The following is a 25,850-nucleotide window of genomic DNA, read 5'->3' as shown; positions in this document are numbered from 1 at the left end:
TTGGCATGATGAATCGAGTTATGGTTGTTTTTTGCAGAATTATTATAACTCACATCATGCCGTCTAAAAAATAATCATGAAAGATCAACACGCCCTAGTAATTATATTATTTTATAGACGATAATATATTCGATGAATGTGCTATTTTACCATTACCATTTTAAATTTTCAGTCATCTAAGATTAATTTATGAGGGGATGTGATATGCCATATAAAACACGTGAAGATTTACCTGATTCAGTACGCCATGTCTTGCCTGAACATGCGCAAGATATTTTTAAAGAAGCATTTAATAGTGCAATTAAGGAATATCAAGATCCGCATAAACGGCGTGATAACAGTGCACCAGAAACGATTGCTTTTAAAGTAGCTTGGGCTGCTGTCGAAAAGGTTTATCACAAAGGTGAAGATGGTAAATGGGTAGCTAAATAGATATTTAAATGGTTTAAGTTGAGCAACACAGCTTAATATTTTGAAAAATTTATTTTTTGTATATTTATTTAGGAGATATATATATGTATATTTGTACACTTACTTATGTGAAACCCATTACTGAAGTAGAAAAATATTTGTCACAGCATATTGATTATCTTGAGGACTATTACCGAACGGGACATTTTATTGCATCAGGTCCAAAAGTCCCTCGTACAGGTGGTGTGATTATTTGTCGTGCTGAGAATAAAGAGCAAGCGCTAGCAATATTACAAAAAGATCCGTTTTATATTCATCACATTGCTCAATATGAGATTATCGAGTTTGTGCCATCAAAATATACTGATGGGTTTGAAGAATTTATTTAAAAGTTAACTTCAAATATTTAAAGTTTATTATTCATTTTTGTGATATTTATCACATTTCGGTAAATATCACAAAAAACTGCACATTTCATTAATCACCTTTCCTACCCAAATATACTTATATTTTTCCTGATCAATACGGAAAAAGTTGGTTAGTAATTCTATTTTTTTCCTTTTATACTAAATTTGAATTATCAATAAACACAGGTACTTAATTATGAAGAATAGAGGTTTACCAAAAGATTTTTTGTGGGGTGGTGCTGTTGCTGCTCATCAATTAGAAGGTGCTTGGCAAGTTGGTGGAAAAGGAATAAGTGTCGCTGATGTGATGACTGTTGGTTCACCAAAAAGTTATCGTAAAATTACTGAAGGTGTTATTGAAGGTGAATATTATCCTAATCATGAAGCTATTGATTTTTATCATCATTATAAAGATGATATTAAGTTATTTGCTGAAATGGGTTTTAAATGTTTTCGTACTTCTATTGCTTGGACTCGTATCTTTCCAAAAGGTGATGAACTTGCACCAAATGAAGAAGGGTTAAAATTTTATGATGATCTTTTTGATGAATGCTTAAAATACAATATTGAGCCAGTTATTACACTTTCTCATTTTGAATTACCTTATTACCTTGTTACTGAGTATGGTGGATTCCGTAATCGTAAATTAATTGATTTTTTTGTCCGTTTTGCAGAGGTATGTTTTGATCGTTATAAGAATAAAGTCAAATATTGGATGACTTTTAACGAAATCAATAATCAAGCTAACTTTAATGAAGATTTTGCACCGTTTACTAACTCAGGTATTTTCTATAAACAAAGCGACGATCGTGAGCAGATTATGTATCAAGCTGCACATTATGAATTAGTTGCTAGTGCTAAAGCGGTACAAATTGGTCATGCTATTAATCCTGATTTTAAAATAGGCTGTATGTTGGCGGTGATCCCTATCTATCCAGAGACTTGTAAACCAGGTGATATTCTAATGGCACAAAAGGCTATGGAGCGTAAATATTTTTTTGGTGATGTTCATGTCCATGGAGAGTATCCAAACCATATTAAAAATTATTGGCAACGTAAAGATTTTAAACTTGATATCACCAATCAAGATCTTGAGATCTTGAAAAATGGAACAGTTGATTACATTGGCTTTAGCTATTACATGTCTAATGCAATTAGGAAGAAAGAAAATAATGAAAGCTATGAATATAACGAAAAAACCGATCTGATCGGCAATCAATATGTTAAAAAATCAGATTGGGGTTGGCAAATCGATCCTGAGGGACTTCGTTATACACTTAATTGGTTAACTGATATGTATCGTTTACCGCTTTTCATAGTTGAAAATGGTTTTGGCGCCTACGATAAAGTCGAAGCTGATGGTAGCGTGCACGATGCTTACCGTATTGATTATCTGCGTGAACATATTAAACAAATGAAACTTGCTGTTGAAGAAGATGGTGTTGATTTGATGGGATATACTCCTTGGGGATGTATTGATCTTGTTTCAGCAGGGACAGGTGAAATGGAAAAACGTTATGGATTTATCTATGTTGATAAAGATAACGAAGGTAACGGTTCACTAAAACGTAGTCGCAAATCCTCGTTCACATGGTTTAAAAAAGTCATTGAGTCTAATGGCGAAGTCTTATAAAGCATAACTATTTCTAGGGGAATTTATGAAAAAAGCATTAATCATTTGTGCGGCAGGTATGTCATCATCATTAATGGCTAAAAAAGTAACAGAATATTTTGCTAGCAAAGATAAAACAATTTTGGTTGATGCAGTCTCGGCAACCGAAGGCGGAAATATGATTCAAAATAGTGATTTTTCACTCTTTTTAATTAGCCCGCAAACTATGATGATGCTTGATAAATTTAAAAAATTGGGGCAAGAAGTCGGTAAGCCTGTTGTGAGTATTCCTTTTCAGGCTTATATACCCGTTCAATCAGGCATTGAACAATTGGCTAAGTTAGTAGAGGAGAATATAAACTAATTTAAATCAATATATATCGGCTTTAGCGATATGATTTGGCGTTGTGAATAGATTATTAAAATAGCAGCGCCTTACTATCTTACGTTGGTGTGTGGTGTACTTATGTTATGTAATAGTTAAAAGTATTCACTATATTATTAATAATATGGTTTTAGTTGACACAGGTATGGATGATAGTGATTAAAAATAAACAGCGTGACCTTATTAGTTTATTAGTTCGTTCTAAAGATATATTCAAAAGTAGTGTATTACTAGCAAATGAGTTAGCATTATCAGATCGCACTGTTCGCACTTATCTTAATGATTTGAAATCGTTAATTGAAAGTCACGGTGGATCTATTATTAGTAAACAAGGTTATGGTTACAAATTACAAATTAAAGATAGAACAGCTTTCAATTTATTTTTAATTGAGCATCATTTATTAGATCGCAATGTAGAACAAGCAAATTGTCGAGAAGTATGTCAGAGAAAGCACCATATTCTTAATTTATTATTATTAGAAAGCCAAAAAATCGATATAGAAGCATTAGCTGAACAATTATTTATTAGCTCTTCTCAACTAAATAAAGATATTTTAGAAATCAAACACCAACTCCAACCTTATGGGCTTACTATTAGAAAAAGTCAATCTCTGTTTTATGTTGAAGGTGAGGAAAAAGCAAAACGACATTTTATTTTGAGCTATTTTTTTCATGAAGAATCGATTAATTTTCTGCAGCATCTAACTTATTTAAACAAGTTCAATGATGTAATTGGCTTAGATACGTTAACCATTATTATTTTAGATGAGTGTCGTGAGGCAAAAATAAAATTATCTGATGTAATGATACAAAATATCGTCTTGCATTTATCATTAAGTATCAAACGGTTACAGTTAGGGCTTTCTATTCAAAATCTTGATATGCCACAATCTACTAAAAAGAAATTGGAATATCAAGTCGCTAAAAAAATCATCAATAAAGTAGAAAAAGTGATTGGTTTTTGTTTTCCCAAAGAAGAACAAATGTATTTAACATTGCATTTGATTAGTAAATCAAATTTTATTCAGAATGATTTTAACTCCGAGCTGTATTTATCTTTGACTAATTTATTATTTAGAATACAGCAAGAAACTGGATATTTATTTTTAAACGATGAGCAATTGAAAAACGGAATTATTCAGCACCTAAAACCGATGATTGTCCGCTTAGAACAGCATATAAAATTGAAAAACCCATTGCTTGATGAAATTAAAACAAACTCTCCAGAATTGTTTGAGTTAGTTAAAAAATACCTTAACCAGCTTCCTGAACTTAAAAAATTTACGATTCCTGATGATGAATGGGGTTATTTGACTTTGCACTTTTTAGCTTCGATAGAAAAGTTAAAAAATGAACAAAAGGCTAAAGTGTTAATTATTTGTGCAACTGGGCAGGGTAGTGCTCAACTACTAAAAAATCGCGTTGAATGCGAGTTTAATGAAAGAATCAAAATCGTTGCAACGCAAGGCTATTATGAAATTGAACCCAAAGTATTGGATAAGGTTGATTTTATTATCTCGTCAGTTGATCTATCATCAAAAGTATTTAAAGTCCCTGTTTTTCACGTCTCTGTATTTTTTACAGAAGATGATATACAAAAAATTCGTCGTCATTTATCGTCACCAATTATGCTTATCTCGGCACATACAGAGCCAATATCAACATTTGCATCATCAAATACTTTAGATCATCTTAGTAATGTTGAACAAATGGTAGATGAACTATCCGCTGATTATTTCTACCAATGCAGTGGTACCCAAAGTAAAGAACAAGTTTTAGATGGTTTGCTTGATCTTTTAGTACTAAATGAAGATAACAATTATAAGCAAAAGATGATAGCACAAATGGAAAATCGTATGCTATTAGGTGATATTTTCTTTAGCCCAACTATCGTAGTACCACATCCAGCAATGCCTGTGGGAAAATTGTCTAAAATTGGTATTGCAATTATTCCTGATGGATTATTTTGGGATCACAATTATCCAAAAATTCACTTTATCTTTATGATTTCACCATCTATTTATCAAAACCCGACTTTATCAATGATGACAAAAGCTATTGTCAAATTGATTGACGATTTAGAAATGCAAACAAAACTGTTAAAAACACAAAACTTTAACCAATTTAAACGACTTTTTATCCAACTTATTGAAAAAGAGGTATAGCAATGAATAAAGAAATGAGCTCAGAGGATATTCAACTTATTGCTTTTAATATTATTTTGTATAGTGGTAATGCTAAAACTAAAATCCACGAGGCTTTTAAGACGATGAGACAAGCTGATTTTATTGGCGCAAATCAGCTTCTTGAAGAAGCGAATAAAGAAATCTTACAAGCACACCATTCCCAAACAGAACTACTGCAAAATTATGCCAATGGTACCAAAATCACAATGGAAATTATTATGGTACATGCACAAGATCACTTAATGACAACCATGAGCTTTCGAGAAATGGCAATTGAAATGTTACATCTATATGAAAAACATCATGAGTTAGAAATAAAACTAAAAAGCTAAATAAGGAGTAGCATAATGACAGAAAATCTAACAATGCATAAAAAAATCAGCCTAACTAACCTTAAGTTTAATCGATTTTTAGTGATTCGCTATACCACTGCATTTTTTTTATTTTTGAATCTTTATTGGGCAACCTTTCTAATAGGTTCATTGTCAATAGTCGCTATTTTACCGCTTACTCTTTTTGTTTTGGGAATACTTACCACATGGGAACAAATTAAGCTTTATCGTAATCATTGCAACAAATTGCCTTATGCAAGATTATTTTATCGTACTTTAGCGATAGTCTTTACGGCACTCATTATTACTCTCTATACCCCTTTGTATCAAATTTTCTATCCATTTTTAAAACAGACGCAAGATACATTACATGTATTGGCGATATTACAGGTATTGAGTTTAATTATTACGTTTTTAATGCTTAAAAAGCTAAATAATATTCAACATAATCGGGATCAGCATTTTAAAAGAATCCAAGCTTACGAAAAATTTATTAATTAAAAGAGGACAATAAAATGAATACGGGATTTGTTATTTTGCAGAAATATCTGATGACGCCCATGGCTAAAATATCGCAATTTAAAATTGTTCGAGCAGTAATGGCTGCGGGGATGGCGTCTGTACCTTTTTCTATTGTAGGTTCAATGTTTTTAGTATTTAACACATTGCCAATGACATTTACGGGATTAGAAGTTTTTTTTGAAAATACTTTTTTTAGAGTGAGTGATCTTTATATGATTGCTAACACAGCGACAATCGGTATTTTGGCTCTTTATTTTAACTTTGTTGTTGGTTATGAACTAACTAAAATCGAAGCAGAAGAAACAGGCCTTAAAGTTAATGCTCTTAATGGTGCGATGTTATCTGTTTTTGCCTTTTTCATGACTTTGCCTGAACTGATCATGCAAAATGGGGTTATTACCTTACTTAATGATCAAAATAATTTAGTCTTTAATGGGCTACGCTTACAACCATTTATCTTTCGCTTGGGTACATCAGGTATATTTATTGCAATAGTTATGGCCATTGTGGCAACTAACCTCTATTTTTTATGTGTTAGACGAAATTGGGTTGTAAAAATGCCTGAAACAGTGCCATTAGGTGTTTCGCGATCTTTTACCGCACTGATCCCAACTTTTGTAATTGCCTTTTTTGTGATCATTGTTAATGGTATTTTCATCTATTTTGGTACTGATATTTTCAATATTATAGCTGTACCGTTTGCTTTTGTAACCAATCTTACCAAAAGCTGGTTGGGTATTATGGTTATCCTATTTTTAATCCATGCGCTATGGGTGGTTGGGATCCATGGTGCCAGTATTATTGGAGCATTTATTACCCCTATTATGTTAACTAATATGACTGAAAATACAGCGGGAGCACATATTCCTTTTGCTGGTGAATTTAATAATTCACTCGTGATTTTAGGGGGATCAGGTTCTACTTTATTAATGACATTTTTTATTGCGTTTTTTGCTAAGTCTAGCCAACTAAAAATCTTAGGGCGAGCATCTGCAGTACCCGCAATATTCAATATCAACGAACCAGTTATTTTTGGTATGCCGATTGTATACAATCCTTATTTAGCTCTCCCTTTTTTCTTAGCACCTATGGCTTGCGGAACATTAGGTTATTTGGCTATTAATACTGGTTTTATTCATCCAATCATCGCATTAATTCCATGGCCATCCCCAATGGGATTAGGGGCATTTATTAGTACTGGCGGTGATTATAAAGCGGCTATTGTTGCCATATTCTCGGCTATTTTAGCTTTGCTAATCTATATTCCTTTTGTCAAATTATATGACAATAAATTGTATAAAGATGAGCAAGGTAAGTCAGAAAACCAAATTCAAACAGCTTAATTTTTTATATAAGGGCGTATACATTTCATTAAAGATTACGCTCTTTTTTAGCTAAAATCATAAATATCAATTATGCTTATTTTCTCTGAGATTTAAGAAATCATCCCTACTAAATTCACTACTGTTTTATACTCAAATTTATACTCAAACGTAGTGTTTCCTGAAAGTTTTTAACAAAAATCAGTTTTATTTAGACGGAGAATATTTTATTCGCTAACTGTGTTAAGAAAATACATCATTGTTGATATTTTCAGTTAATTTTGTAAAAAATTTTTTACACCAAACGAAAGTATTTTTTAAAACTTCTAGATGAAATTTTATAACAAATTTTAATTATCATCGATTGCATTTCACATTTAATCATCAGTCTCTATTGAGTAAATTATAATTGCGTTAATTATTTTTTAGTTCTAGTAATCTTTGCTACTCCATTAAAATGGTAAATTAGAGTAAATATGTACTATATAACTGATCAATATTCGATCAGTATTTTTGTTTTCTATGCTATATTGATGGTTACCCTTAACTTATTGTTGCATGATCTATTAATGCGCTTTATGTATTTGGGGATTATGTGGGTACGATAAATGATACTTTAATTTGGAGGTACAAAATGTTTTCTCTTAAACGTAAATTGATAAAGTATTGCTACTTTATGGTATTTTTACTGATAAGCCAACAAGTACTAGCTGTCGAAAACGTAACACAAAAATTAACAGCTGCCGCAGTTGCTTCGCCCGATTATTATGGTGCAAAGGCAGCCGAAGAAGTGCTCGAAAAAGGTGGAAATGCAGCCGATGCTGCGGTGGCCACCGCATTTGCTCTTGCTGTTACTTATCCTGAAGCGGGTAATATTGGTGGGGGTGGTTTTATGACTCTTTGGATGGACGGTAAGCCTTATTTTATTGATTATCGTGAAGTTGCACCAAGTAAAGCTGATAAAGATATGTATCTTGATGATCATAAAAATGTGATTCCTAATTTGAGTTTATATTCTTACAAAGCATCGGGAGTGCCTGGAACTGTTGCTGGTATGTGGGCGGTTCATCAGCGTTTTGGTAAATTACCTTGGAAAGAGGTTATAGCACCAGCTATTCGATTTGCCAATGAAGGATTTGTTGTAGACAAACAACTAGTTAAACGTTATCAAGAGGCACAAGAACTTGCGCCTGCTAATGGTCACTTTAAGCAATACTTTGGTTCAATGCAAGAAGGGAAAATATTTAAACAACCTGAGCTTGGTAAAGTTTTAGATCGTATTGCCCAGCAAGGTAGCGATGGATTTTATAAAGGTGAAACGGCTAAATTAATTGCACAACAGATGAAGAAAAATGAAGGTTTAATTACTGAAAATGATTTAGCAAATTATAAGGTTAAATGGCGAGATCCTTTAATTGCTAACTGGCATGATATGCAGATTGTTACTGCTCCACCGCCAAGCTCAGGAGGTGTTGGTTTAATTCAATTATTATTAATGAAACAATATTTAGCGAATGATTTCAAAGAGGTAAAAGTAAATTCAGCGCAATATATTCACTTGTTAGCAGAAATAGAAAAACGTGTTTTTGCCGATCGAGCCGAATATATGGGAGATCCTGATTTTATCTCTGTACCTGTCACTGAATTGATTGATAATAATTATTTAGCGCAGAGAGCGAAACAAGTTAATCCAAAAGCGATTTCGATTACTGAAAAAGTTAAACCAGGTTTAGATAATAATCGTGAAAAGTTACAAACTACACATTTTTCGATTGTGGATAAATGGGGCAATGCCGCATCGAATACTTACACACTTAATGGTTGGTTTGGATCTGCTGTTGTAATAGAAGGCACTGGTATCATTCTAAATAATGAAATGGATGATTTTAGTAGTAAACCAGGTGTTGCTAATCAATTTGGTGTCGTGAGCAAAGATGCTAATGCAATAGAACCAAATAAACGTCCTTTATCTTCTATGACACCAAGTATTTTTATTAAAGATAACGAAGTTGCAATGGTCATTGGTACACCAGGTGGTTCAAGAATTTTCACTTCAATCTTTCAAGTTGTGACAAATGTTTTTGATAATCATATGTCATTAAAAGCGGCAATGGATGCTCCGCGTTATCATCATCAACTATTACCAGCGAATCTTATCTTTATTGAGCGTTTTCAAAATAAAGTGCCAGAAAAGTTAAAAGATAAACTTAAACAGATGGGTTATCATTTTAAACAGCAAGATTTTAGCGGTGATATTCAAGCCATAAAAATTACCGACAATAAACCCGAAGCCGTATCAGATATTCGAGGTCGAGGTAAATCAATTATTGTGAAATAGATAATAAAAGACCCGCCATAATGACGGGTCTTTTTGTATTTATTGTTGGATAATTATTCAGGAATAATATCAATAATAAGTTTAGCAAATGCTTCGCTGTGTACTTGGAAGAACACTTCATGTTCACCAGTAGTACGCAGTACACCATTTGGTAAGCGAACTTCGCTTTTTGATACTTGAATACCACGAGCTTTAACAGCATCAGCGATATCACGAGTACCGATTGAACCAAATAATTTGCCTTCATCACCGGCTTTAGAAGTAATAGTTACTTTACCAAGTGCATTGATTTGAGCAACACGCTCTTCAGCTGCTTTCAATGTTTCTGCAAGCTTAGCTTCTAATTCAGCACGACGAGCTTCAAAGAATTCGATATTCTTTTTAGTTGCTGATACAGCTTTACCTTGTGGAATTAAAAAGTTACGTGCGTAACCTGCTTTAACATTAACTTGATCACCTAAGCTGCCTAAATTAGCAACTTTATCGAGTAGAATAATTTGCATTATATGTTCCCTCTGTTGCTAATTACTGATGATTATCAGTATATGGTAATAATGCCAAGTAACGAGCGCGTTTGATTGCGCGAGCTAATTGACGTTGATATTTTGCGCTAGTACCAGTGATACGGCTTGGTACAATTTTACCACTTTCTGTGATATAGCTTTTTAATAAAGAAACATCTTTATAATCAATTTCTTTAACGCCTTCTGCAGTAAAACGGCAGAATTTGCGACGACGGAAATAACGTGCCATTTGGCTATTCTCCTAATAGTTTAACTTGGTCAGCATGTAAAACAAGTTGGCTTGTTTGGTTGCGTTTAGTGTGGGTGCTTATAAAGCCACTAACTAAAACTTTGCTGCCTTTTTTTATGTAACTTAACTCTTGTTGTCCACTAACAATCACAGGCATTATGCACCATGCTTGTCTTGTAAGTTCTGCTTCGATTTGTTTAGAAACGTGTTCTAAATAAAATTGACAATGCGAGATCCCACTTGGACTGATTTTTCGTATCGGAGTTTTTTTTACAATACCCGATAACATTAAACGATTATTCGTCGGAATCATCGTCCATGGTTACTTCGTTAAAATCTTCTTCAGAACTACGACGTTCATCTTTGGCTTTTAACATAGGTGAAGCTTCAGTTACAGCGTGTTTTGTGCGCATAATTAAACTGCGAATTACTGCATCATTGAAACGGAAGCTATCTTCAAGCTCGTTAACAGCTTCTTGAGTTGCTTCAACATTCATTAACACGTAATGTGCTTTGTGCAGTTTTTCGATAGGATAGGCTAATTGACGACGACCCCAATCTTCTAAACGATGGATTTTGCCACCATCAGTGGTTAACGTACCAGTATAACGTTCAATCATACTAGGTACTTGTTCACTCTGATCTGGGTGAACCATAAATACTATTTCGTAATGACGCATTATCGCTCCCTACGGATTAATCAGCTTTCTGTCGGGGCAACCGCAACCCATTGAAAGCAAGGAACAAGAAAAATAGGCGGTTGAAATCGACGAGGCATTATATATCAAGTTATTGGGTTTGACAAATGAATATGCCAAGATTCTTTGTAAGACAGTGTCACTTTTATTTGATAGGAAGTATCTGTTTTTATGACTGTTTTTTATGAAATTCTTTTGAAAAAACGTCAAAAAAAGCAGGAAAAACTTCAATAAAATCAATACCTTTTCTGACCGATTTTTGTGGTTGTAAAAATGCATTGTAAAATGTAACGATTTCTATACATTTTTGTTAGTAAAATATGATATGCTTTCGTGCAATAGAATTGTTATAAGTAGATGTTTGTATAACTATATAAGTAAGATAAGAGGAAAGGTTTGATGGCTCAGGAAACTATTTTTAGTAAAATTATTCGACAAGAAATCCCCGCTGATATTGTTTTTCAGGACGATAAGGTGACAGCATTTCGTGATATTTCTCCTCAAGCGCCGACTCATGTGTTGATTATCCCAAATAAACTAATTCCAACCGTTAATGATATTAAGGAGGAAGATGAAACCATTATTGGGCATATGATGGTTGTTGCTGCCAAAATTGCAAAACAAGAAGGTATTGATGAAAGTGGATATCGTTTAATCATGAATTGTAATAAAGATGCAGGGCAAGAAGTTTTTCATCTTCATATGCATTTATTAGGTGGTAAAAATTTAGGTAGATTAATAGGTTAATCATATATGAAACAGATCAAGCGTATATTTGTTACAAGTTCACTGGTTTTTGCTTTAACGGGGTGCCACCTTATTAGTAATACCCAAAAAGTTGAGGTGAAACCACCTGTAGATGTTACTCAGTCTGATGATACTGGTGTGATTGAAATGCCTCCTGAAATTGCTAAACAGACTGATTGGAATTCGGTATTATCACCATTTATCAAGAAATTAGTTAATGTGCCACTTTCAAATTCAGACAATAAACTTATTTTTATTAGTGATATTCAAAACCGGAGTGGTGATTATATTGCAAATAATCAAATAGATGAAGCATTACATCAGTTAATGAATAAGCAAAATACGTTTACAGTAGTAGATAGACAGACAATAAGCCAAGCTAAACAATCATTGGGGATTTCAGCTGATGATAAGTTGGTATCACGAGGTAAGATGATTGGACTGGCTAAATCGATAAATGCTAGCTATGTTCTTTTCACCACAATATATAAAGTACCAAGTGCAAGCAATGATGTCGATCTGGCAATGGAATTAATTTCAACACAAAGTGGAGAAATCCTAACCAGGGTTGCATCTAAAGATTTTCCTAAGCAGCCTGATATCAATAAGGAAACAAATAAAGTTATTGAGGACAACAAATAATGGGACCATTGTTGATTGATGTTGATGGTTTAGCATTAACTGAAGAAGATAAAAAACTGTTGCAAAATCCGTTGATTGCAGGGGTGATTTTATTTAGTCGTAATTATCAAGATCAAGCTCAATTGATGGCATTGATAAAACAGATTCGAGCTGCCTCTTCACAGCGTTTATTAATTTCGGTCGATCATGAAGGTGGGCGAGTTCAGCGATTTAGAGAGGGGTTTACGGCAATTCCTCCTGCGCAATCGTTTGCGGCACTTAATAACCTTGAGCAAGCAAAGTCTTTGGCTTTTGATGCCGGTTGGGTTCTTGCTATGGAACTTATTGCTTTTGATATCGATCTTAGCTATGCGCCCGTTTTAGATTTAGGTCACGATTGTCTTGCTATCGGTACACGTTCTTTTCATCAAGATGTCGATATTGCTTATCAAGTTGCTTCCGCTATGATTGATGGTATGCATGCTGCAGGTATGAAAACTACAGGCAAGCATTTTCCTGGGCATGGTCATGTGATTGCTGATTCACATAAAGAAACGCCTGTAGATCATCGCGAAAAGTCGCTTATTGAACTTGATATGCAAATTTTTGCCAAATTGATTGCGGATAAAAAACTTGATGCAATCATGCCTGCTCATGTTATCTATCCTGCTTTTAATAATAAACCTGCTAGCGGTTCGCCATATTGGCTTAAAACAGTGCTTCGTGAGCAATTACATTTTGATGGTGTAATCTTTTCTGATGATTTATCAATGGAAGGTGCTTCAGTAATGGGGAATCATGCTGAGCGAGCCCAAGCTGCGTTAGCTGCTGGTTGCGATCTGCTTTTAGCTTGTAATAATAGGCAAGGGACATTAGCTATTTTAGACCAATTAGCAGCATTAGATAAGATTAATTCCTTAACATCAGATAAAGCAAAATGTTTATTAACCAATACAAAAATCACCTATGTAGAATTAACAAAAAGTTCTGAGTGGCAACATCGTCGTGATAATTTATTAAAACTTAATGAAAAGTGGACAGAATATGCAAGCAGCAATCATTGAAATGGATAATGACCAACTTCTGGTTGCCTATAATCATGTAGCTAGAGCACTATTTGCTCAAAACGATTTAGTATTAAATCAACCCTTTAATTATCAAAAGGTCTTCAATCTTGATAATACAATAAATATAGATGGACATGATGATACGATTATTGTGTTAGATTCTCAGCACGTTTTATTGCAAAAAGTGATGGAATCATCTAAAACAATATTTATTTTACAACCAATTGAGTATTTAAAAAAAAGGTTATCAAAAATAAAGGTTGTTGGTTCTCAAGCTTTTGATATTTTTGCCAGCCAAAGTTTAGTCATGCAAAAACTTATCGCTCAAGCTAAAGCATTCTCAATGCAAAGAGAACCATTGCTTATCTCTGGCGAAACTGGTACAGGTAAAGATTTACTTGCTAATGCTTGTCATCAATACAGTTCACGTGGCGATCAGGCTTTTCTAGCATTAAATTGTGCAGCTATGCCTGATGAGGTTGTTGAAAGTGAATTATACGGGCATGCAGCTGGTGCTTATCCTGGCGCTATTGAAGGTAAAAAAGGCTTTTTTGAACAAGCCAACGGTGGCTCAGTATTGCTTGATGGCATTGATGAAATGTCGTTTCAAATGCAAACTAAATTATTACGTTTTATCAATGATGGCTATTTCCGCCGTGTGGGTGATGATGATGAAGTTTATGTCGATGTGAGAATTATTTGTGCAACAAAGGTCGATTTAGCTGATTTGGTTGAACAAGGTAAATTTAGAAAAGATCTTTATTACCGACTTAACGTACTATCGCTTAATTTACCTTCTTTACAACAGCGTAAAGACGATATTCAATCACTTACGCATATTTTTGTAAATGAATATGCCAATAAACAAGGCATCATACCACCAACAATTGACGATAATGTTATTGATAATTTGACCCGTTACTCATGGCCAGGTAATGTAAGACAACTTAAAAACATACTTTATTCGGCATTAGCGCAATTGACCTCGCCTAGGTTAACGGTCAAAGACATTGTGTTACCGACTCCAATCACATCGCAATTATCGTGGGTCAACAATATTGAAAATAAAACTCTTGATGAAATAACTAAACAGTTTGAAAAAGAGATCTTATTAAAATTATATGATCAATACCCAAGCTCAAGAAAGCTGGCCAAAAGATTAGGTGTGTCGCATACAGCGATTGCAAATAAGTTGCGGGATTATGGGATAGGGCGGTAAGTTTATAAAACAAGCAAGAAATATTTGCTTGCTTTATACTTTATGATAAGAGTTTGTTATTAATGTTAATTTAGCAAGGCATTTATTTTGTTAGTTATAAAATTAATGTCTTTATTCAATGAAGCTCTTATAAATATGATAATGTGTTTTAAAGGTATTTTTTTTCTAATCCCATAACGTATTATATACAATATATTGCTCAGTTTTTTTGCATTATTTTTTATAAATAATCGTGTATATATATGCATGTAAATTTCTATTATTGGTGGTTTTTCTTTATATAAATAATAGATATTGATATTAAAAAGGTAATCAGAACGTAGAAAATTTATGTATTGTGTTTTTGTTTTTGGTAATAGATTGGTTTTTTGTACGTACTTTGTGCACTTATTGATGATTTGAGCATATAGTTCAATATATTGTTTACTTATCTTTTTATTGTTAGTTAATGAGTTAGCTCTTTTTCTATAATAATATAAAGGACTTTTTGAGTAATAAGTTAAATTTGCAGATAATAGTACATCCAATGTTATTAAGTGATCTTCGTGATTTCTTCCTTCAAATCGTAAATTGAGCGCTTCCTTTTTAAAAATATATTTCCAACATGCGCCAGGGTATTTTTTATTTTCAATTATATGCGTAAATAGCTCATTACCAGTGTCAAATCTGATTAAACTATTGTCATTATTATTAAATTCTATATTCTCTAATTTTTCAAAGTTTTGGTTTTCAAAATAGAATAACTCAATAACATTACTAATTTTTAAGACTTTTAAAAATGTTGCAAATAAATTAGGATGTAAAATATCATCAGGATCGACGAATTGAATGTATTGCCCTGTTGCTTGATTAATTCCGATATTTCTAGCTTGGCTAACCCCTTGATTAGTTTGATATATATATTTTACACAAGAAAATTTTTGAGCAAAGGCTTGAATAACATTAGCAGTGTTGTCAGTCGCACCATCGTCTATACATATAATTTCCTTAGGTTGAACAGTTTGTTGAACAATAGAATTGAGACACTGTTCAATGTAATTTTCAACATTATAGCAAGGAATAATGATAGAAAGGTTAAGTATTAATTTTTCATTTTCCATAGTAAAATATCTTTTAAGAAAAAATATTGCTGTTAGTTGGTTTGACATCTTTGCCTATGGATGCGTATGAACGAGGATGTTTTTTTGTTATTACACATTTCAATAATTTTAAAAAGCTTTTAAAACTTAAATTGTCTTTTTTCTTCATTTTATAAGCATAAAATAAATTTCGGCGTACTTCAATTTTAGGATTGCGAGCTCGATACATTCGCATTAACATTTTTGCATAAGCAATTTCAAGCCTTGCTCGTTCGCTAAGTTCATCATAGGAGATTTCACAAGTCATATCATGATACATTTTTCCTATACATAAGCCTTTTAACATCGCAGTTTGTGGTGTTGCATGAATTAAATCAAATAATCGATGATCTGTATGATAGAAAGCAAATTTTTCATCAAAAACATAATGATGATTAACTAGTAATTTATCAATTAAATTTTTTGATAATGCGGTACCAGAATTGATGGTTCTGGTATTGCTTAGGCTGAATTCTCCCAAAGGTACAACTTGCTCTCTTTGTTCAAAATCAGAAGGAAAACATTGCTTGCCAATTTTTTGCTTAGGGAAAATTGCTGGGCAAATAATTGCATATTGGCTATTATGATAGATATTTTGGAAGAAAGAAAAATCAACATTAGAATCTTGATCAAAAATAACAAAAAAATCGTAATCTATTTTATTAATAAAATGATTATAAATTTTACTTAATGATAGGTTTCGAACATCTTGATAAATTGATGTTGTTATTCCTTTTTTTTGAGTTGATTTTAGATAATTATTAATATCTTGTTTTTCAAGTAAAGTTGGTCCATTATTCCAAATAATCATATTTAATTTAGTGGATTCCAAATTTGCTTGTAAAATTGAGTTTAACGTTGCAGAATCAGATAAAGTGCAATTATAAAGCACAGTTAATACATTTATTCTCATGTTGATTTTGAACAAACTAAGCGGCAAAAATATTGTAACAATATAACATATAAAGAATTACGAATACAATGTTTGCAAAATGATGAGAAATTCAGCTCTTTTTTGAAAATGTAACGATTAATACCTAATTCTAAATATTGCTATTTATTGACTTTGTTATTATTATTCCGTGCATAAGATTTTAGAGGATTAATTAATGAAAGTGATTGTTACAGGAGGAGCTGGTTTTATTGGTTCTGCTGTTGTGAGACATATTATTGAACAAACTAATGATGAAGTATTAGTTATTGATAAATTAACTTATGCTGGGAATTTAGAATCATTAGATAGCGTATCTGAGAATAAACGATATCATTTCAAACAAATCGATATTTGTGATAGAAAGGAACTTGATGTTGTCATGGCTAGCTTTTGCCCCGATATTATTATGCACTTAGCTGCCGAAAGTCATGTTGACCGTTCTATTGATAATCCTTCTGCATTTATAGACACCAATATAATAGGTACTTATACTCTATTAGAAGCATCTTTAGCTTATTGGAAAACGCTAGAGGCAACCAAACAATCTATATTTCGTTTTCATCATATTTCAACTGATGAAGTATATGGTGATCTGCATGGAACGAATGATTTATTCACTGAAAAAACACCTTATTCGCCAAGTAGCCCATATTCGGCATCGAAAGCTTCAAGTGATCATTTAGTCCGTGCATGGCATAGAACCTTTGGTTTACCTACAGTTATTACTAATTGCTCAAATAACTATGGCCCATACCATTTTCCAGAAAAACTAATCCCATTAATGATACTTAATGCTCTCGAAGGTAAGCCGTTGCCCATATATGGTAATGGTCTACAAATTAGAGACTGGTTATATGTTGAAGATCATGCAAGAGCACTTTATCTTGTTGCAACTAAAGCAAAAGTAGGTGAGACTTATAATATTGGTGGGCACAATGAACAAAAGAATATTGATGTTGTAAATATCATTTGTGAATTACTTGAAGAACTCGTTCCAAATAAGCCAAATGGTGTTAAGTGTTATAAAGATCTGATTACTTATGTTACCGATAGGCCCGGTCATGATCAACGTTATGCTATTGATGCATCAAAGATCTATCAAGATTTGGGTTGGAAACCACAAGAGACATTCCAAACAGGAATGCGTAAAACAGTAGAGTGGTATCTACAAAACAAACAATGGTGTGATCATATTAAAGATGGCTCATATGCAAGATCACGACAAGGAATTATTTAATATAGGTAACTTTATGAAAGGTATTGTATTAGCTGGTGGGTCAGGAACCCGTCTTTATCCCATAACTCGAGGTATTTCAAAACAGTTGTTACCTGTTTATGATAAACCGATGATTTATTATCCTTTATCTGTACTCATGCTTGCCGGTATTCGTGATATTTTAATAATCACAACACCCGATGATTTACCTATGTTTCAACGATTGCTAGGTGACGGTTCCCGTTTTGGTGTCAAACTAAGTTATGCACAGCAACCTAAGCCAGAAGGTTTGGCACAAGCTTTTTTAATCGGTGAGGAGTTTATTCAAAAACAACGCTGTTCTTTAGTGTTAGGTGATAATTTATTTTTTGGCGAAAGCTTTGGCAAAAAATTGGTAAGAGTTGCAGCTCAAAAAGAAGGTGCAACAATTTTTGGTTATCAGGTAGTGGATCCTGAACGATTTGGGGTTGTTGATTTTGATGAAAACTTTAAAGCATTATCAATTGAAGAAAAACCAATTAAACCAAAATCTAATTGGGCTGTAACGGGGCTTTATTTTTATGATGAAAATGTGGTTGAAATGGCAAAACAAGTCAAACCATCTCATCGTGGTGAGCTAGAAATTACAACTCTTAATCAAATGTATTTGGATGCAGGACTGTTAAATGTTGAGATCCTAGGACGCGGTTTTGCTTGGCTTGATACAGGTACACATGACAGTTTGCTTGAAGCGTCATCGTTTGTTCAAGTAATAGAAAAAAGACAAGGACTCAAAGTTGCTTGCCTTGAAGAGATTGCTTATCGTAATGGCTGGCTCAGCGCTGAACAGGTCAAAGAAGAAGCCATTAGTTCAGGTAAAACATTATATGGACAATATTTAGCAAGATTGATAGAACAATAGAATAGGTGGACAAATGGAAGTTATTTCAACTAATATTGCGGATGTAAAAATTATAAAACCGAAAGTGTTTGGTGATGAACGAGGCTTTTTTCTTGAAACTTTCGAACAAAAACGGTATCAAGAAATGTTAGGTATAGAACTTAATTTTGTTCAAGATAATCATTCGCGTTCACAAAAAGATGTGTTAAGAGGATTACATTTTCAAAAGGAAAACCCTCAAGGTAAACTAGTTCGAGTTGTTAGAGGTGAAGTTTTTGATGTGGCTGTCGATATTCGTAAATATTCCCCTACTTATGGAAAGTGGGTTGGCGTTACCTTAACAGAAGAAAATAAAACACAGTTGTGGATTCCACCTGGACTTGCTCATGGTTTTGCTGTACTGTCAGATATTGCTGACTTTGAATATAAATGTACTAACTATTATGATCCTAAGTCAGAAGGGTGTTTATTGTGGAACGATCCTACAGTAAATATCAGTTGGCCGATTTCAAATCCATTACTATCGGCAAAAGATAAGTTAGGCAAAAAACTACAGGAGTTATAGTTAATTGATGAAAGTTTTGTTAACTGGTGCTAATGGTCAGTTAGGCCATTGTTTTAAAAATATCTTTCCTTCAGATTGGCAATTACTTGCCACTGACAGCCAGCAATTAGATATAACTGATGGTTTAGTTGTTGATGATTTTGTTGCCTTGCATAGACCTGATGCCATTGTAAATGCCGCAGCATATACAGCAGTGGATAAAGCGGAAGATGAATATGAATTAGCTTATAAAGTTAATGCTGTCGGTCCTAAGAATTTAGCAACAGTTGCTAAAAAATATCATGCAAAACTAGTTCATGTTTCGACCGATTATGTTTTCGATGGGACTAAACGTTCTCCTTATTTAGAGGATGATTTAACCAATCCAGTTAATGTCTATGGTGAGACTAAACGAGTTGGTGAGTTGTCTGCCTTAGACAATTATTCCACTGCAATTGTAATTAGAACCTCTTGGGTTTTTAGTGAGTATGGCAATAATTTTGTCAAAACGATGTTAAAGCTTAGTCAAACTAGACCTGAATTAACCATTATTGATGATCAGTTAGGATGTCCAACTTATGCTGGTGATATTGCTAAAACGATTTTAGAAATGCTAATGAATGATATTCAAGGTGGTATATATCATTATTGTGGCGATAAGTACGTAAGTTGGTTCCAGTTTGCCTCTAAGATATTTGCAACAGCTCATGAATTAAATCTTATGACTAATAGCAACGTAACAATAAAGCCAATTTTAACCTCAGCATATCCAACTAAGGCTAAAAGGCCATTATACTCTGTTTTAAATATGGATAAAATAAAACAGTTAGATATAAAAGCATCTGATTGGAACAAAGCATTAATGGATGTGATTCCTTGCATCTATTTAGAGTAATTGATTCATTGTTAGAGGTATACAAGAACGAGGGTGTTTTTTCCTAAAAAGACATTTAGCTAATTTGAGAAATTCTGAGCATGAATACTCTCTTCTTGTAAATTTTCTAAGTAGGTACAAAAAGACATTTAAACGACTTTTTTTATCATAAAAAATTTTGTTTAATACTTTTGAATATTCCATTTCTAGTCTTCTCATAGGGCTTATTTTTTTTCGATCTTGTAAATTAAAATCTAAAGAATGGCTAATTTTCCCTACACATATTCCTTTAAATTCGGTTTGTTTTAATTCTATCAAATCAAGGAAAAAACTGGTATCTATAGCATAAAGCGCGTAACGTTCGTTAAAAAACTCTTGTTTGCTTTTACTTATGTACTTTATTAATTGATTAGATAGAGTTAATCCAGATGAGATAGACTCAATTTCTCCCATTGCAAAAACTTTTTTATCAAAAAGTTTCCGATTTTCATGATATATTGGAAAACATAATGAGTTTTCTTTTGAAACCCATCCAGCAGAATAAACTTGAGGAACAATGACATCAAAATCATTATTTATCTTAATATTTTGGAAAAAATCATTATTCAATATCGAGTCTTGATCCAAAATAGTGAAAAAATCAAAACTTACTTGGTTGATAAAAAAATTATAGATTTTACTTAAAGCAATATTGTAAAGATTCTCATAGATAGAAAGGTTAATGTTCTTACTGTCACAAATGGATTTATATTGTCTACATTCTTGTAAGTTAAGTGCTTTTGGGCCATTATTCCATATAATTACATTTAAAGTAATATCACTTCTATCTGAATTTAATAATGATTCGAAAGTTTTAGAATTTTTAATATTTTCATTGTATAAAATGATTATAGCCGTAATTTTCATTTATGTAGTTATGAGTATTTATTATAACTCTATTATATTATAACTTTCTATTTTTAGGAAAGATTACTATACAAATTGATAAGATTATACTATTTTAATAAGCTATTTCCTACTTAAAAAAATGTTGATAGAATTTTTATTGATATTTTTATTTAAATTAAAAGAATTAATTCGTTATTGATAGAAATTAGTTATGGATTTCTATAACACTGTATTACTATTACTATAGGTAATTACAAAAAAATTACAAAAAATATTGTCAAAAATACGATAATATAGTTATACTCCCCAACTTATTAAGTTGAATAAGGTCTCGTTTATTTGAAAGGGCATGAAAATAGATTTATTGTTCATTTCAGAATCTGTTAACTTAAAATAAAAAATGTAATTTTTTTTAATTCGTACTTAATCAGAAAGATAAATCAATTTAAATAAAAGATAGTAATTCATTTTTACTAAAAATCATAACGTCTTTATTCAATTGGAGATTATAAATGGCAAGCATTTTGGTAACAGGTGGGAGCGGTTTTCTTGGATCAAATTTATGTATAAGGTTGATCAATGAAGGGAATAAAGTTATTTGTGTTGATAATAACTATACAGGTCGAATGAAAAACTTGTCAAGTATCATCGATCACCCTAATTTTTCATTTATCAACCATGATGTTATTAATCCTATTGAAATTGATGGATATTTAGATGAAATTTATCATTTAGCCTGTCCTGCCTCGCCTCCTGCTTATCAGGGTAAAGCTGCCATAATGACAACAAAAACTTGTGTTTATGGAGCAATTAATCTACTTGAATTAGCAAAAGAGAAAAATGCCAAAATATTGTTATCCTCCACATCAGAAGTTTATGGTGATCCGTTAGTTCATCCTCAAGTTGAAAGTTATCGTGGCAATGTAAACCCTAATGGTATAAGAGCTTGCTATGATGAAGGAAAACGTTGTGCAGAAAGTTTATTTTTTGATTATTCTCGTGAAGAAAATGTAAGAATAAAAGTTATTCGTATTTTTAATACTTATGGTCCTAGAATGGATCCTAAAGACGGAAGAGTAGTAAGTAATTTTATTTGCCAAGCACTACGTGGAGAGGATATCACTATTTATGGACAAGGCACACAAACTCGATCATTTTGTTATGTAGATGATTTAATTGATGCAATCATTAAAATGATGAAAACTTCAGACGATTTTGTGGGACCAGTAAATACAGGTAACCCAAGTGAATTTACGATAAAAGAATTAGCCGAAAAAGTTATAGCCAAAGTCGGGGGAACTTCAAAAATTATTTATTGTGACTTACCCAAAGATGACCCTACTCAGCGTAAACCAGATATATCTCTAGCAAATGAAAAATTATTATGGAAACCAAAGATTGATTTAGATCATGGTTTAGACAAAACGATTGAATATTTTAAATCTGAAATAATAAATGAATAATAGAGGTGAAAAATAATGCAAATAGGTATTATTGGTACGGGATATGTAGGACTACCTACGGGTGTTGGGCTGGCAGAATTAGGCCATAAAGTTATCTGTATTGATAGAGAAAAGTCAAAAATAGAAAAATTACAAAAAGGTGAAGTTACTCTTTTTGAAGATGGTTTAGAAGAACTATTAAAGAAAAACTTAAAAAATGGAAATATTTCATTTACAACCTCTATGCAAGAAGGGGTTGCGGAGGCAGATATTGTTTTTATTGCAGTGGGAACACCACCACATCCAGTGACTAAAGAAGCCGATATGAAATATGTTCATGCGGCGGCTACTGAACTTGCTCAGTATCTAGATGGTTATACGGTTATTGCAACTAAATCAACCGTTCCTGTTGGTACAGGTGATGATATTGAAATGTTAATATCTAAAAGAAATCCAGAAGCAAAATTTGATGTTGTATCTTTGCCTGAATTTTTGAGAGAAGGTTTTGCTGTCTATGATTTTTTCAATCCTGATCGCATTGTAATAGGAACCGATTCAGATGAAGCTAAAGAAGTATTAACTGAGTTATATAAACCATTCGCTGAAAAATCAAAAATTTTATTTGTAAAAAGAAGATCAAGCGAAACGATCAAATATGCTTCTAATGCATTTTTAGCGATGAAAATCCATTATATTAATGAAATGGCTGACTTTTGTGAAAAGGCGCATGCAGATATAGATGAAGTAGCCAAAGGAATGGGGTTAGATTCTCGTATTGGTAATAAATTTTTAAATCCAGGTCCTGGTTATGGAGGTAGTTGCTTCCCTAAAGATACTCATGCCATGTATTTTATGGCTAAGCAAAATGGTGTGGAGCTTACACTGATCGATGCGGCAATAAAAGGTAATGAAAAACGTAAAAAGAATATTGCCGAAAAAATTATTGCGAAAGTAAGCAATGTCAAAAATGCTAAAATTGCTGTATTAGGGCTTGCTTTTAAAGGTGGTACGGATGATTGCCGAGAAAGTCCTGCAATGGAAATTATTACAGAGTTATTAAAATCTGAGATGAAAATTATTGTCTATGATCCTAAAGGAATGGCAAATGCTAAAGAGTTACTTGACGATAAAATCAGCTATGCTGATGACATGTATTCAGTTGCTCATGGGGCAGATATTTTAGTAATTTTAACTGAATGGGATGATTTTAAAGGTTACGATTTAAACCGTATTGCATCAACAATGAGAAATAAAAACATTTTCGATACTCGTAATCTTCTAAATTGCGATATTGCTAATAAGCTTGGTTTTTCATATTGCAGGATAGGTAACTAAATGAAAAACAATATTATTGATAAGGTGGATTGATATGCGGATTTTTGTAGTTGAATGATTAGTAACATTATAAACTTGTTGTCTTGGATAGCTCTATTATTGCTAATAAGCTTGGTTTTTCATATTGCAGGATAGGTAACTAAATGAAAAACAATATTATTGATATGTATATAGAGGCTCGTTTAATTAATTTGTATAATTAATAATAAAATAATAACCATTTTATTTGAATATTATGAGGCTATAATGTCATTAGATATATCAATTATTGTACCTGTTTACAATTGTGATAAATATTTGAAAAAAAGTATAGATAGTTTGTTAAATCAAACAATATCTAACATAGAAATTATTTGTATTGATGATGGATCCACTGATGAGTCATCTAACATTTTAAAAGATTATGCTAATAAGCATTCACATATCGTTTTGTTAAGTCAAGAAAACAAAGGTCCAGCAATTGCAAGAAATAGAGGTCTAGCTATTGCACGAGGTGAATACATCATGTTTTGTGATAGCGATGATTGGTATGAGCCGACTATGTGCGAAAAAATGTTAGAAACAATAAGACTAAAGAATGTCGACATTGTTATGTGTAATTGTAATATAGTGAAATATGATGAATCATATGATGTACGTGATGATGATATTAGTTATCATAAGCTAAATATTTTTGGGTATCACTCCTTAAATTTTGATCTAAAACATAAAGTTAATAGTGTCCTTTGGAATAAAATCTTCAAAAAAAGTATTATCAATGAATTTAATATTGATTTTCCTTCAGGTCATTATCATGATGATATGGCATTTATTTTACAATATCTTTGTTCATCAAAAAATTTGTATGGAATTGATTGTAATCTATATAATTATGTATTTAGAAGCAATTCGATAATGCATCAAACTTATTTTACAGCAAACCATGAAAAAAAATTATTTGATGTAATTGATGCAATGAAATATTTTTATTTCAAATTACTTGAAACTAATAATTTGGTTGGTCATGAGAAGCTTTTTATTTCAAAGTTAGTTTCTATGGCTCAATGGGTAATATTAAAATGTAATAACAATGAAGAAAAAATGGTTAATTTTTTAAATTATTGTAATGATAAGTTAATATTTGATTTAGACCTAAATATTTTTCCTGAAAGTGATGAACGTTATTACTTAAATATGGCAAAAGATAAAAATTATGATTTTTTTAAACGGCTATATCATTTTGAAAAAGAAAACAATATTCCTCGTTTGAAACAGATTAATAAAAGAACCAAAGTTATTAAAGTAATTTTTGGAAAAATATTAGTTATTATTCGTAGTTATTTATTTTTTCCGTACTATATTTATCGAATATATAAGAAATTATAAGAGATTTTTTTAGGTATCAAGAGTTGTTATAATATGATTATTGCTAAAAATTGAATAACTCTTTATACCTAGAAAAATGAAAGAAAAAAGTTTTAATTGGGTTTTCCTTAGTACGTTATAAATAGCATGACGACTGAACATAAAGCATTTAGCTGAATCTGTGACAGTATTTTTATAAGATATATGTGATAAGGCGTTAATTTTGTTTCTTGGTATATTCATCACAATAGTTTTTCAAATTACTGTAAACAACCTGAGAAATTTCTACATATTATATTTATAAAAATGCTATTATTTTTTAAATAAATAGTTTGGTCGGTTAATAGTCTAAATATTATGATATAAGAAATAAATAACTGCAGTGTTTTTATTATATTGTAGTTATAAATAAAATTTCATCAATAAAATTTAAAAATTTATATAATTTTAGGAAAGTAAGAGTTTTGTGATTTATAAGAAAGTAGAAAAAGGAAATATTTGATCCTCGCCAAAATATTAGACAGTGCACACCTCTATCATTTTTTCGTTTTGGTAATATTGTTGTTCATATTGTTCAAGTGATACCCAGCCATTGGCTGAATGACGGCGTATCCGATTATAATAGATTTCAATATATTCAAATAGTGCTTTATTA

At 32.0% G+C, this 25,850-nt stretch carries 27 protein-coding genes; 20 read left to right on the top strand and 7 right to left on the bottom strand.

What is annotated here, in order from left to right; all coding sequences use genetic code 11:
* The first annotated feature begins 204 nt into the window (after nt 1-204).
* The 9 genes from ACGH6S_RS10510 (at nt 205) to ggt (ending at nt 9,515) form a co-directional block, all read left to right on the top strand.
* Nucleotides 205-432: a ChaB family protein gene (locus ACGH6S_RS10510; protein WP_065590864.1), complete on the top strand. Its 228-nt coding sequence runs from the start codon at nt 205-207 to the stop codon at nt 430-432.
* Nucleotides 433-515: 83 nt separating this feature from the next.
* On the top strand, nt 516-800 hold the full coding sequence (locus tag ACGH6S_RS10505; protein ID WP_085164854.1) for a YciI family protein: 285 nt from the start codon (nt 516-518) through the stop codon (nt 798-800).
* A 214-nt stretch (nt 801-1,014) separates the two neighbouring features.
* Nucleotides 1,015-2,451, top strand: coding sequence for a 6-phospho-beta-glucosidase (locus ACGH6S_RS10500; protein ID WP_411578893.1), 1,437 nt, complete (start codon nt 1,015-1,017; stop codon nt 2,449-2,451).
* Between the two features lie 25 nt (nt 2,452-2,476).
* Nucleotides 2,477-2,794 (top strand): PTS cellobiose transporter subunit IIB, encoded by a 318-nt coding sequence (locus ACGH6S_RS10495; RefSeq protein WP_411578894.1) that lies wholly within the window; start codon nt 2,477-2,479, stop codon nt 2,792-2,794.
* A gap of 170 nt (nt 2,795-2,964) precedes the next feature.
* A complete protein-coding gene (locus tag ACGH6S_RS10490; RefSeq protein ID WP_411578895.1) occupies nt 2,965-4,980 on the top strand; it encodes a BglG family transcription antiterminator in 2,016 nt (671 codons plus the stop codon).
* A gap of 14 nt (nt 4,981-4,994) precedes the next feature.
* Nucleotides 4,995-5,333 carry a PTS cellobiose transporter subunit IIA gene (locus tag ACGH6S_RS10485; RefSeq protein WP_363319047.1) on the top strand — a complete coding sequence of 113 codons (339 nt, stop codon included), beginning with the start codon at nt 4,995-4,997 and terminating at the stop codon, nt 5,331-5,333.
* A 15-nt stretch (nt 5,334-5,348) separates the two neighbouring features.
* Entirely contained in the window at nt 5,349-5,834 is a 486-nt protein-coding gene (locus ACGH6S_RS10480; RefSeq protein WP_411578896.1) for a hypothetical protein, read from the top strand.
* 14 nt (nt 5,835-5,848) lie between these two features.
* Entirely contained in the window at nt 5,849-7,198 is a 1,350-nt protein-coding gene (gene celB / locus ACGH6S_RS10475; protein WP_065590869.1) for a PTS cellobiose transporter subunit IIC, read from the top strand.
* 655 nt (nt 7,199-7,853) lie between these two features.
* A complete protein-coding gene (gene ggt / locus ACGH6S_RS10470) occupies nt 7,854-9,515 on the top strand; it encodes a gamma-glutamyltransferase (RefSeq protein ID WP_363319048.1) in 1,662 nt (553 codons plus the stop codon).
* 53 nt (nt 9,516-9,568) lie between these two features.
* Here the strand turns inward: ggt and rplI are convergent, their stop codons facing one another.
* From rplI to rpsF, 4 genes are read right to left on the bottom strand one after another with little or no spacing between them, the layout of a single operon-like run.
* Complete coding sequence (rplI, locus tag ACGH6S_RS10465; RefSeq protein ID WP_085165048.1) at nt 9,569-10,018, bottom strand: 50S ribosomal protein L9; 450 nt, start codon at nt 10,016-10,018, stop codon at nt 9,569-9,571.
* Nucleotides 10,019-10,040: 22 nt separating this feature from the next.
* Nucleotides 10,041-10,268: a 30S ribosomal protein S18 gene (gene rpsR, locus ACGH6S_RS10460; RefSeq protein ID WP_025314965.1), complete on the bottom strand. Its 228-nt coding sequence runs from the start codon at nt 10,266-10,268 to the stop codon at nt 10,041-10,043.
* A gap of 4 nt (nt 10,269-10,272) precedes the next feature.
* A complete protein-coding gene (gene priB, locus ACGH6S_RS10455) occupies nt 10,273-10,581 on the bottom strand; it encodes a primosomal replication protein N (RefSeq protein ID WP_065560729.1) in 309 nt (102 codons plus the stop codon).
* Nucleotides 10,565-10,948 carry a 30S ribosomal protein S6 gene (gene rpsF, locus ACGH6S_RS10450; protein ID WP_065590872.1) on the bottom strand — a complete coding sequence of 128 codons (384 nt, stop codon included), beginning with the start codon at nt 10,946-10,948 and terminating at the stop codon, nt 10,565-10,567. The genes priB and rpsF overlap by 17 nt, the downstream gene beginning before the upstream one ends.
* A 417-nt stretch (nt 10,949-11,365) precedes the next feature.
* Here rpsF and ACGH6S_RS10445 point away from each other — a divergent pair, with 417 nt between their 5' ends.
* The 4 genes from ACGH6S_RS10445 to ACGH6S_RS10430 are packed head-to-tail and all read left to right on the top strand — an operon-like array spanning nt 11,366 to nt 14,620.
* The gene (locus ACGH6S_RS10445; protein WP_034914696.1) at nt 11,366-11,713 is read left to right on the top strand and encodes an HIT domain-containing protein; all 348 of its coding nucleotides are present in this window, start codon (nt 11,366-11,368) and stop codon (nt 11,711-11,713) included.
* A gap of 6 nt (nt 11,714-11,719) precedes the next feature.
* Nucleotides 11,720-12,355: a hypothetical protein gene (locus ACGH6S_RS10440; RefSeq protein ID WP_411578897.1), complete on the top strand. Its 636-nt coding sequence runs from the start codon at nt 11,720-11,722 to the stop codon at nt 12,353-12,355.
* Nucleotides 12,355-13,398, top strand: coding sequence for a beta-N-acetylhexosaminidase (gene nagZ / locus ACGH6S_RS10435; protein WP_411578898.1), 1,044 nt, complete (start codon nt 12,355-12,357; stop codon nt 13,396-13,398). The genes ACGH6S_RS10440 and nagZ overlap by 1 nt, the downstream gene beginning before the upstream one ends.
* The gene (locus ACGH6S_RS10430; RefSeq protein WP_296301156.1) at nt 13,379-14,620 is read left to right on the top strand and encodes a sigma 54-interacting transcriptional regulator; all 1,242 of its coding nucleotides are present in this window, start codon (nt 13,379-13,381) and stop codon (nt 14,618-14,620) included. The genes nagZ and ACGH6S_RS10430 overlap by 20 nt, the downstream gene beginning before the upstream one ends.
* Nucleotides 14,621-14,685: 65 nt before the next feature.
* On the opposite strand, the gene ACGH6S_RS10425 is transcribed toward ACGH6S_RS10430, so the two are convergent.
* Nucleotides 14,686-15,720, bottom strand: coding sequence for a glycosyltransferase family 2 protein (locus ACGH6S_RS10425; protein ID WP_174799085.1), 1,035 nt, complete (start codon nt 15,718-15,720; stop codon nt 14,686-14,688).
* 13 nt (nt 15,721-15,733) lie between these two features.
* Nucleotides 15,734-16,630, bottom strand: coding sequence for a hypothetical protein (locus tag ACGH6S_RS10420; RefSeq protein WP_411578899.1), 897 nt, complete (start codon nt 16,628-16,630; stop codon nt 15,734-15,736).
* A 217-nt stretch (nt 16,631-16,847) separates the two neighbouring features.
* On the opposite strand from ACGH6S_RS10420, the gene rfbB reads away from it, so the two are divergent.
* Genes rfbB through rfbD form a run of 4 tightly spaced genes read left to right on the top strand, consistent with a single transcriptional unit; the run spans nt 16,848 to nt 20,207 of the window.
* Nucleotides 16,848-17,909, top strand: a complete 1,062-nt coding sequence (gene rfbB, locus ACGH6S_RS10415; protein ID WP_174799088.1) for a dTDP-glucose 4,6-dehydratase — start codon at nt 16,848-16,850, stop codon at nt 17,907-17,909.
* A gap of 13 nt (nt 17,910-17,922) precedes the next feature.
* The gene (gene rfbA / locus ACGH6S_RS10410; RefSeq protein ID WP_065626154.1) at nt 17,923-18,789 is read left to right on the top strand and encodes a glucose-1-phosphate thymidylyltransferase RfbA; all 867 of its coding nucleotides are present in this window, start codon (nt 17,923-17,925) and stop codon (nt 18,787-18,789) included.
* A gap of 13 nt (nt 18,790-18,802) precedes the next feature.
* Nucleotides 18,803-19,333: a dTDP-4-dehydrorhamnose 3,5-epimerase gene (gene rfbC, locus ACGH6S_RS10405; protein WP_174799090.1), complete on the top strand. Its 531-nt coding sequence runs from the start codon at nt 18,803-18,805 to the stop codon at nt 19,331-19,333.
* Between the two features lie 7 nt (nt 19,334-19,340).
* Entirely contained in the window at nt 19,341-20,207 is an 867-nt protein-coding gene (rfbD, locus tag ACGH6S_RS10400; RefSeq protein WP_174799092.1) for a dTDP-4-dehydrorhamnose reductase, read from the top strand.
* Here the strand turns inward: rfbD and ACGH6S_RS10395 are convergent.
* On the bottom strand, nt 20,199-21,092 hold the full coding sequence (locus tag ACGH6S_RS10395) for a glycosyltransferase family 2 protein (RefSeq protein WP_065610264.1): 894 nt from the start codon (nt 21,090-21,092) through the stop codon (nt 20,199-20,201). The genes rfbD and ACGH6S_RS10395 overlap by 9 nt on opposite strands.
* Nucleotides 21,093-21,586: 494 nt before the next feature.
* Here ACGH6S_RS10395 and ACGH6S_RS10390 point away from each other — a divergent pair, with 494 nt between their 5' ends.
* From ACGH6S_RS10390 to ACGH6S_RS10380, 3 genes are all read left to right on the top strand, one after another.
* Nucleotides 21,587-22,537, top strand: a complete 951-nt coding sequence (locus ACGH6S_RS10390) for a UDP-glucuronic acid decarboxylase family protein (protein WP_174799093.1) — start codon at nt 21,587-21,589, stop codon at nt 22,535-22,537.
* 15 nt (nt 22,538-22,552) lie between these two features.
* A complete protein-coding gene (locus ACGH6S_RS10385) occupies nt 22,553-23,851 on the top strand; it encodes a UDP-glucose dehydrogenase family protein (RefSeq protein WP_174799095.1) in 1,299 nt (432 codons plus the stop codon).
* Between the two features lie 246 nt (nt 23,852-24,097).
* Complete coding sequence (locus ACGH6S_RS10380; RefSeq protein ID WP_174799097.1) at nt 24,098-25,216, top strand: glycosyltransferase; 1,119 nt, start codon at nt 24,098-24,100, stop codon at nt 25,214-25,216.
* The last annotated feature ends 634 nt before the right edge of the window (nt 25,217-25,850 follow it).

Source organism: Gilliamella sp. BG3 (assembly GCF_046635605.1).
GTDB lineage: Bacteria > Pseudomonadota > Gammaproteobacteria > Enterobacterales > Orbaceae > Gilliamella > Gilliamella bombi.
Note: the sequence above shows the minus strand (reverse complement) of the source record. Positions and strands in the feature narration are given on the sequence as shown.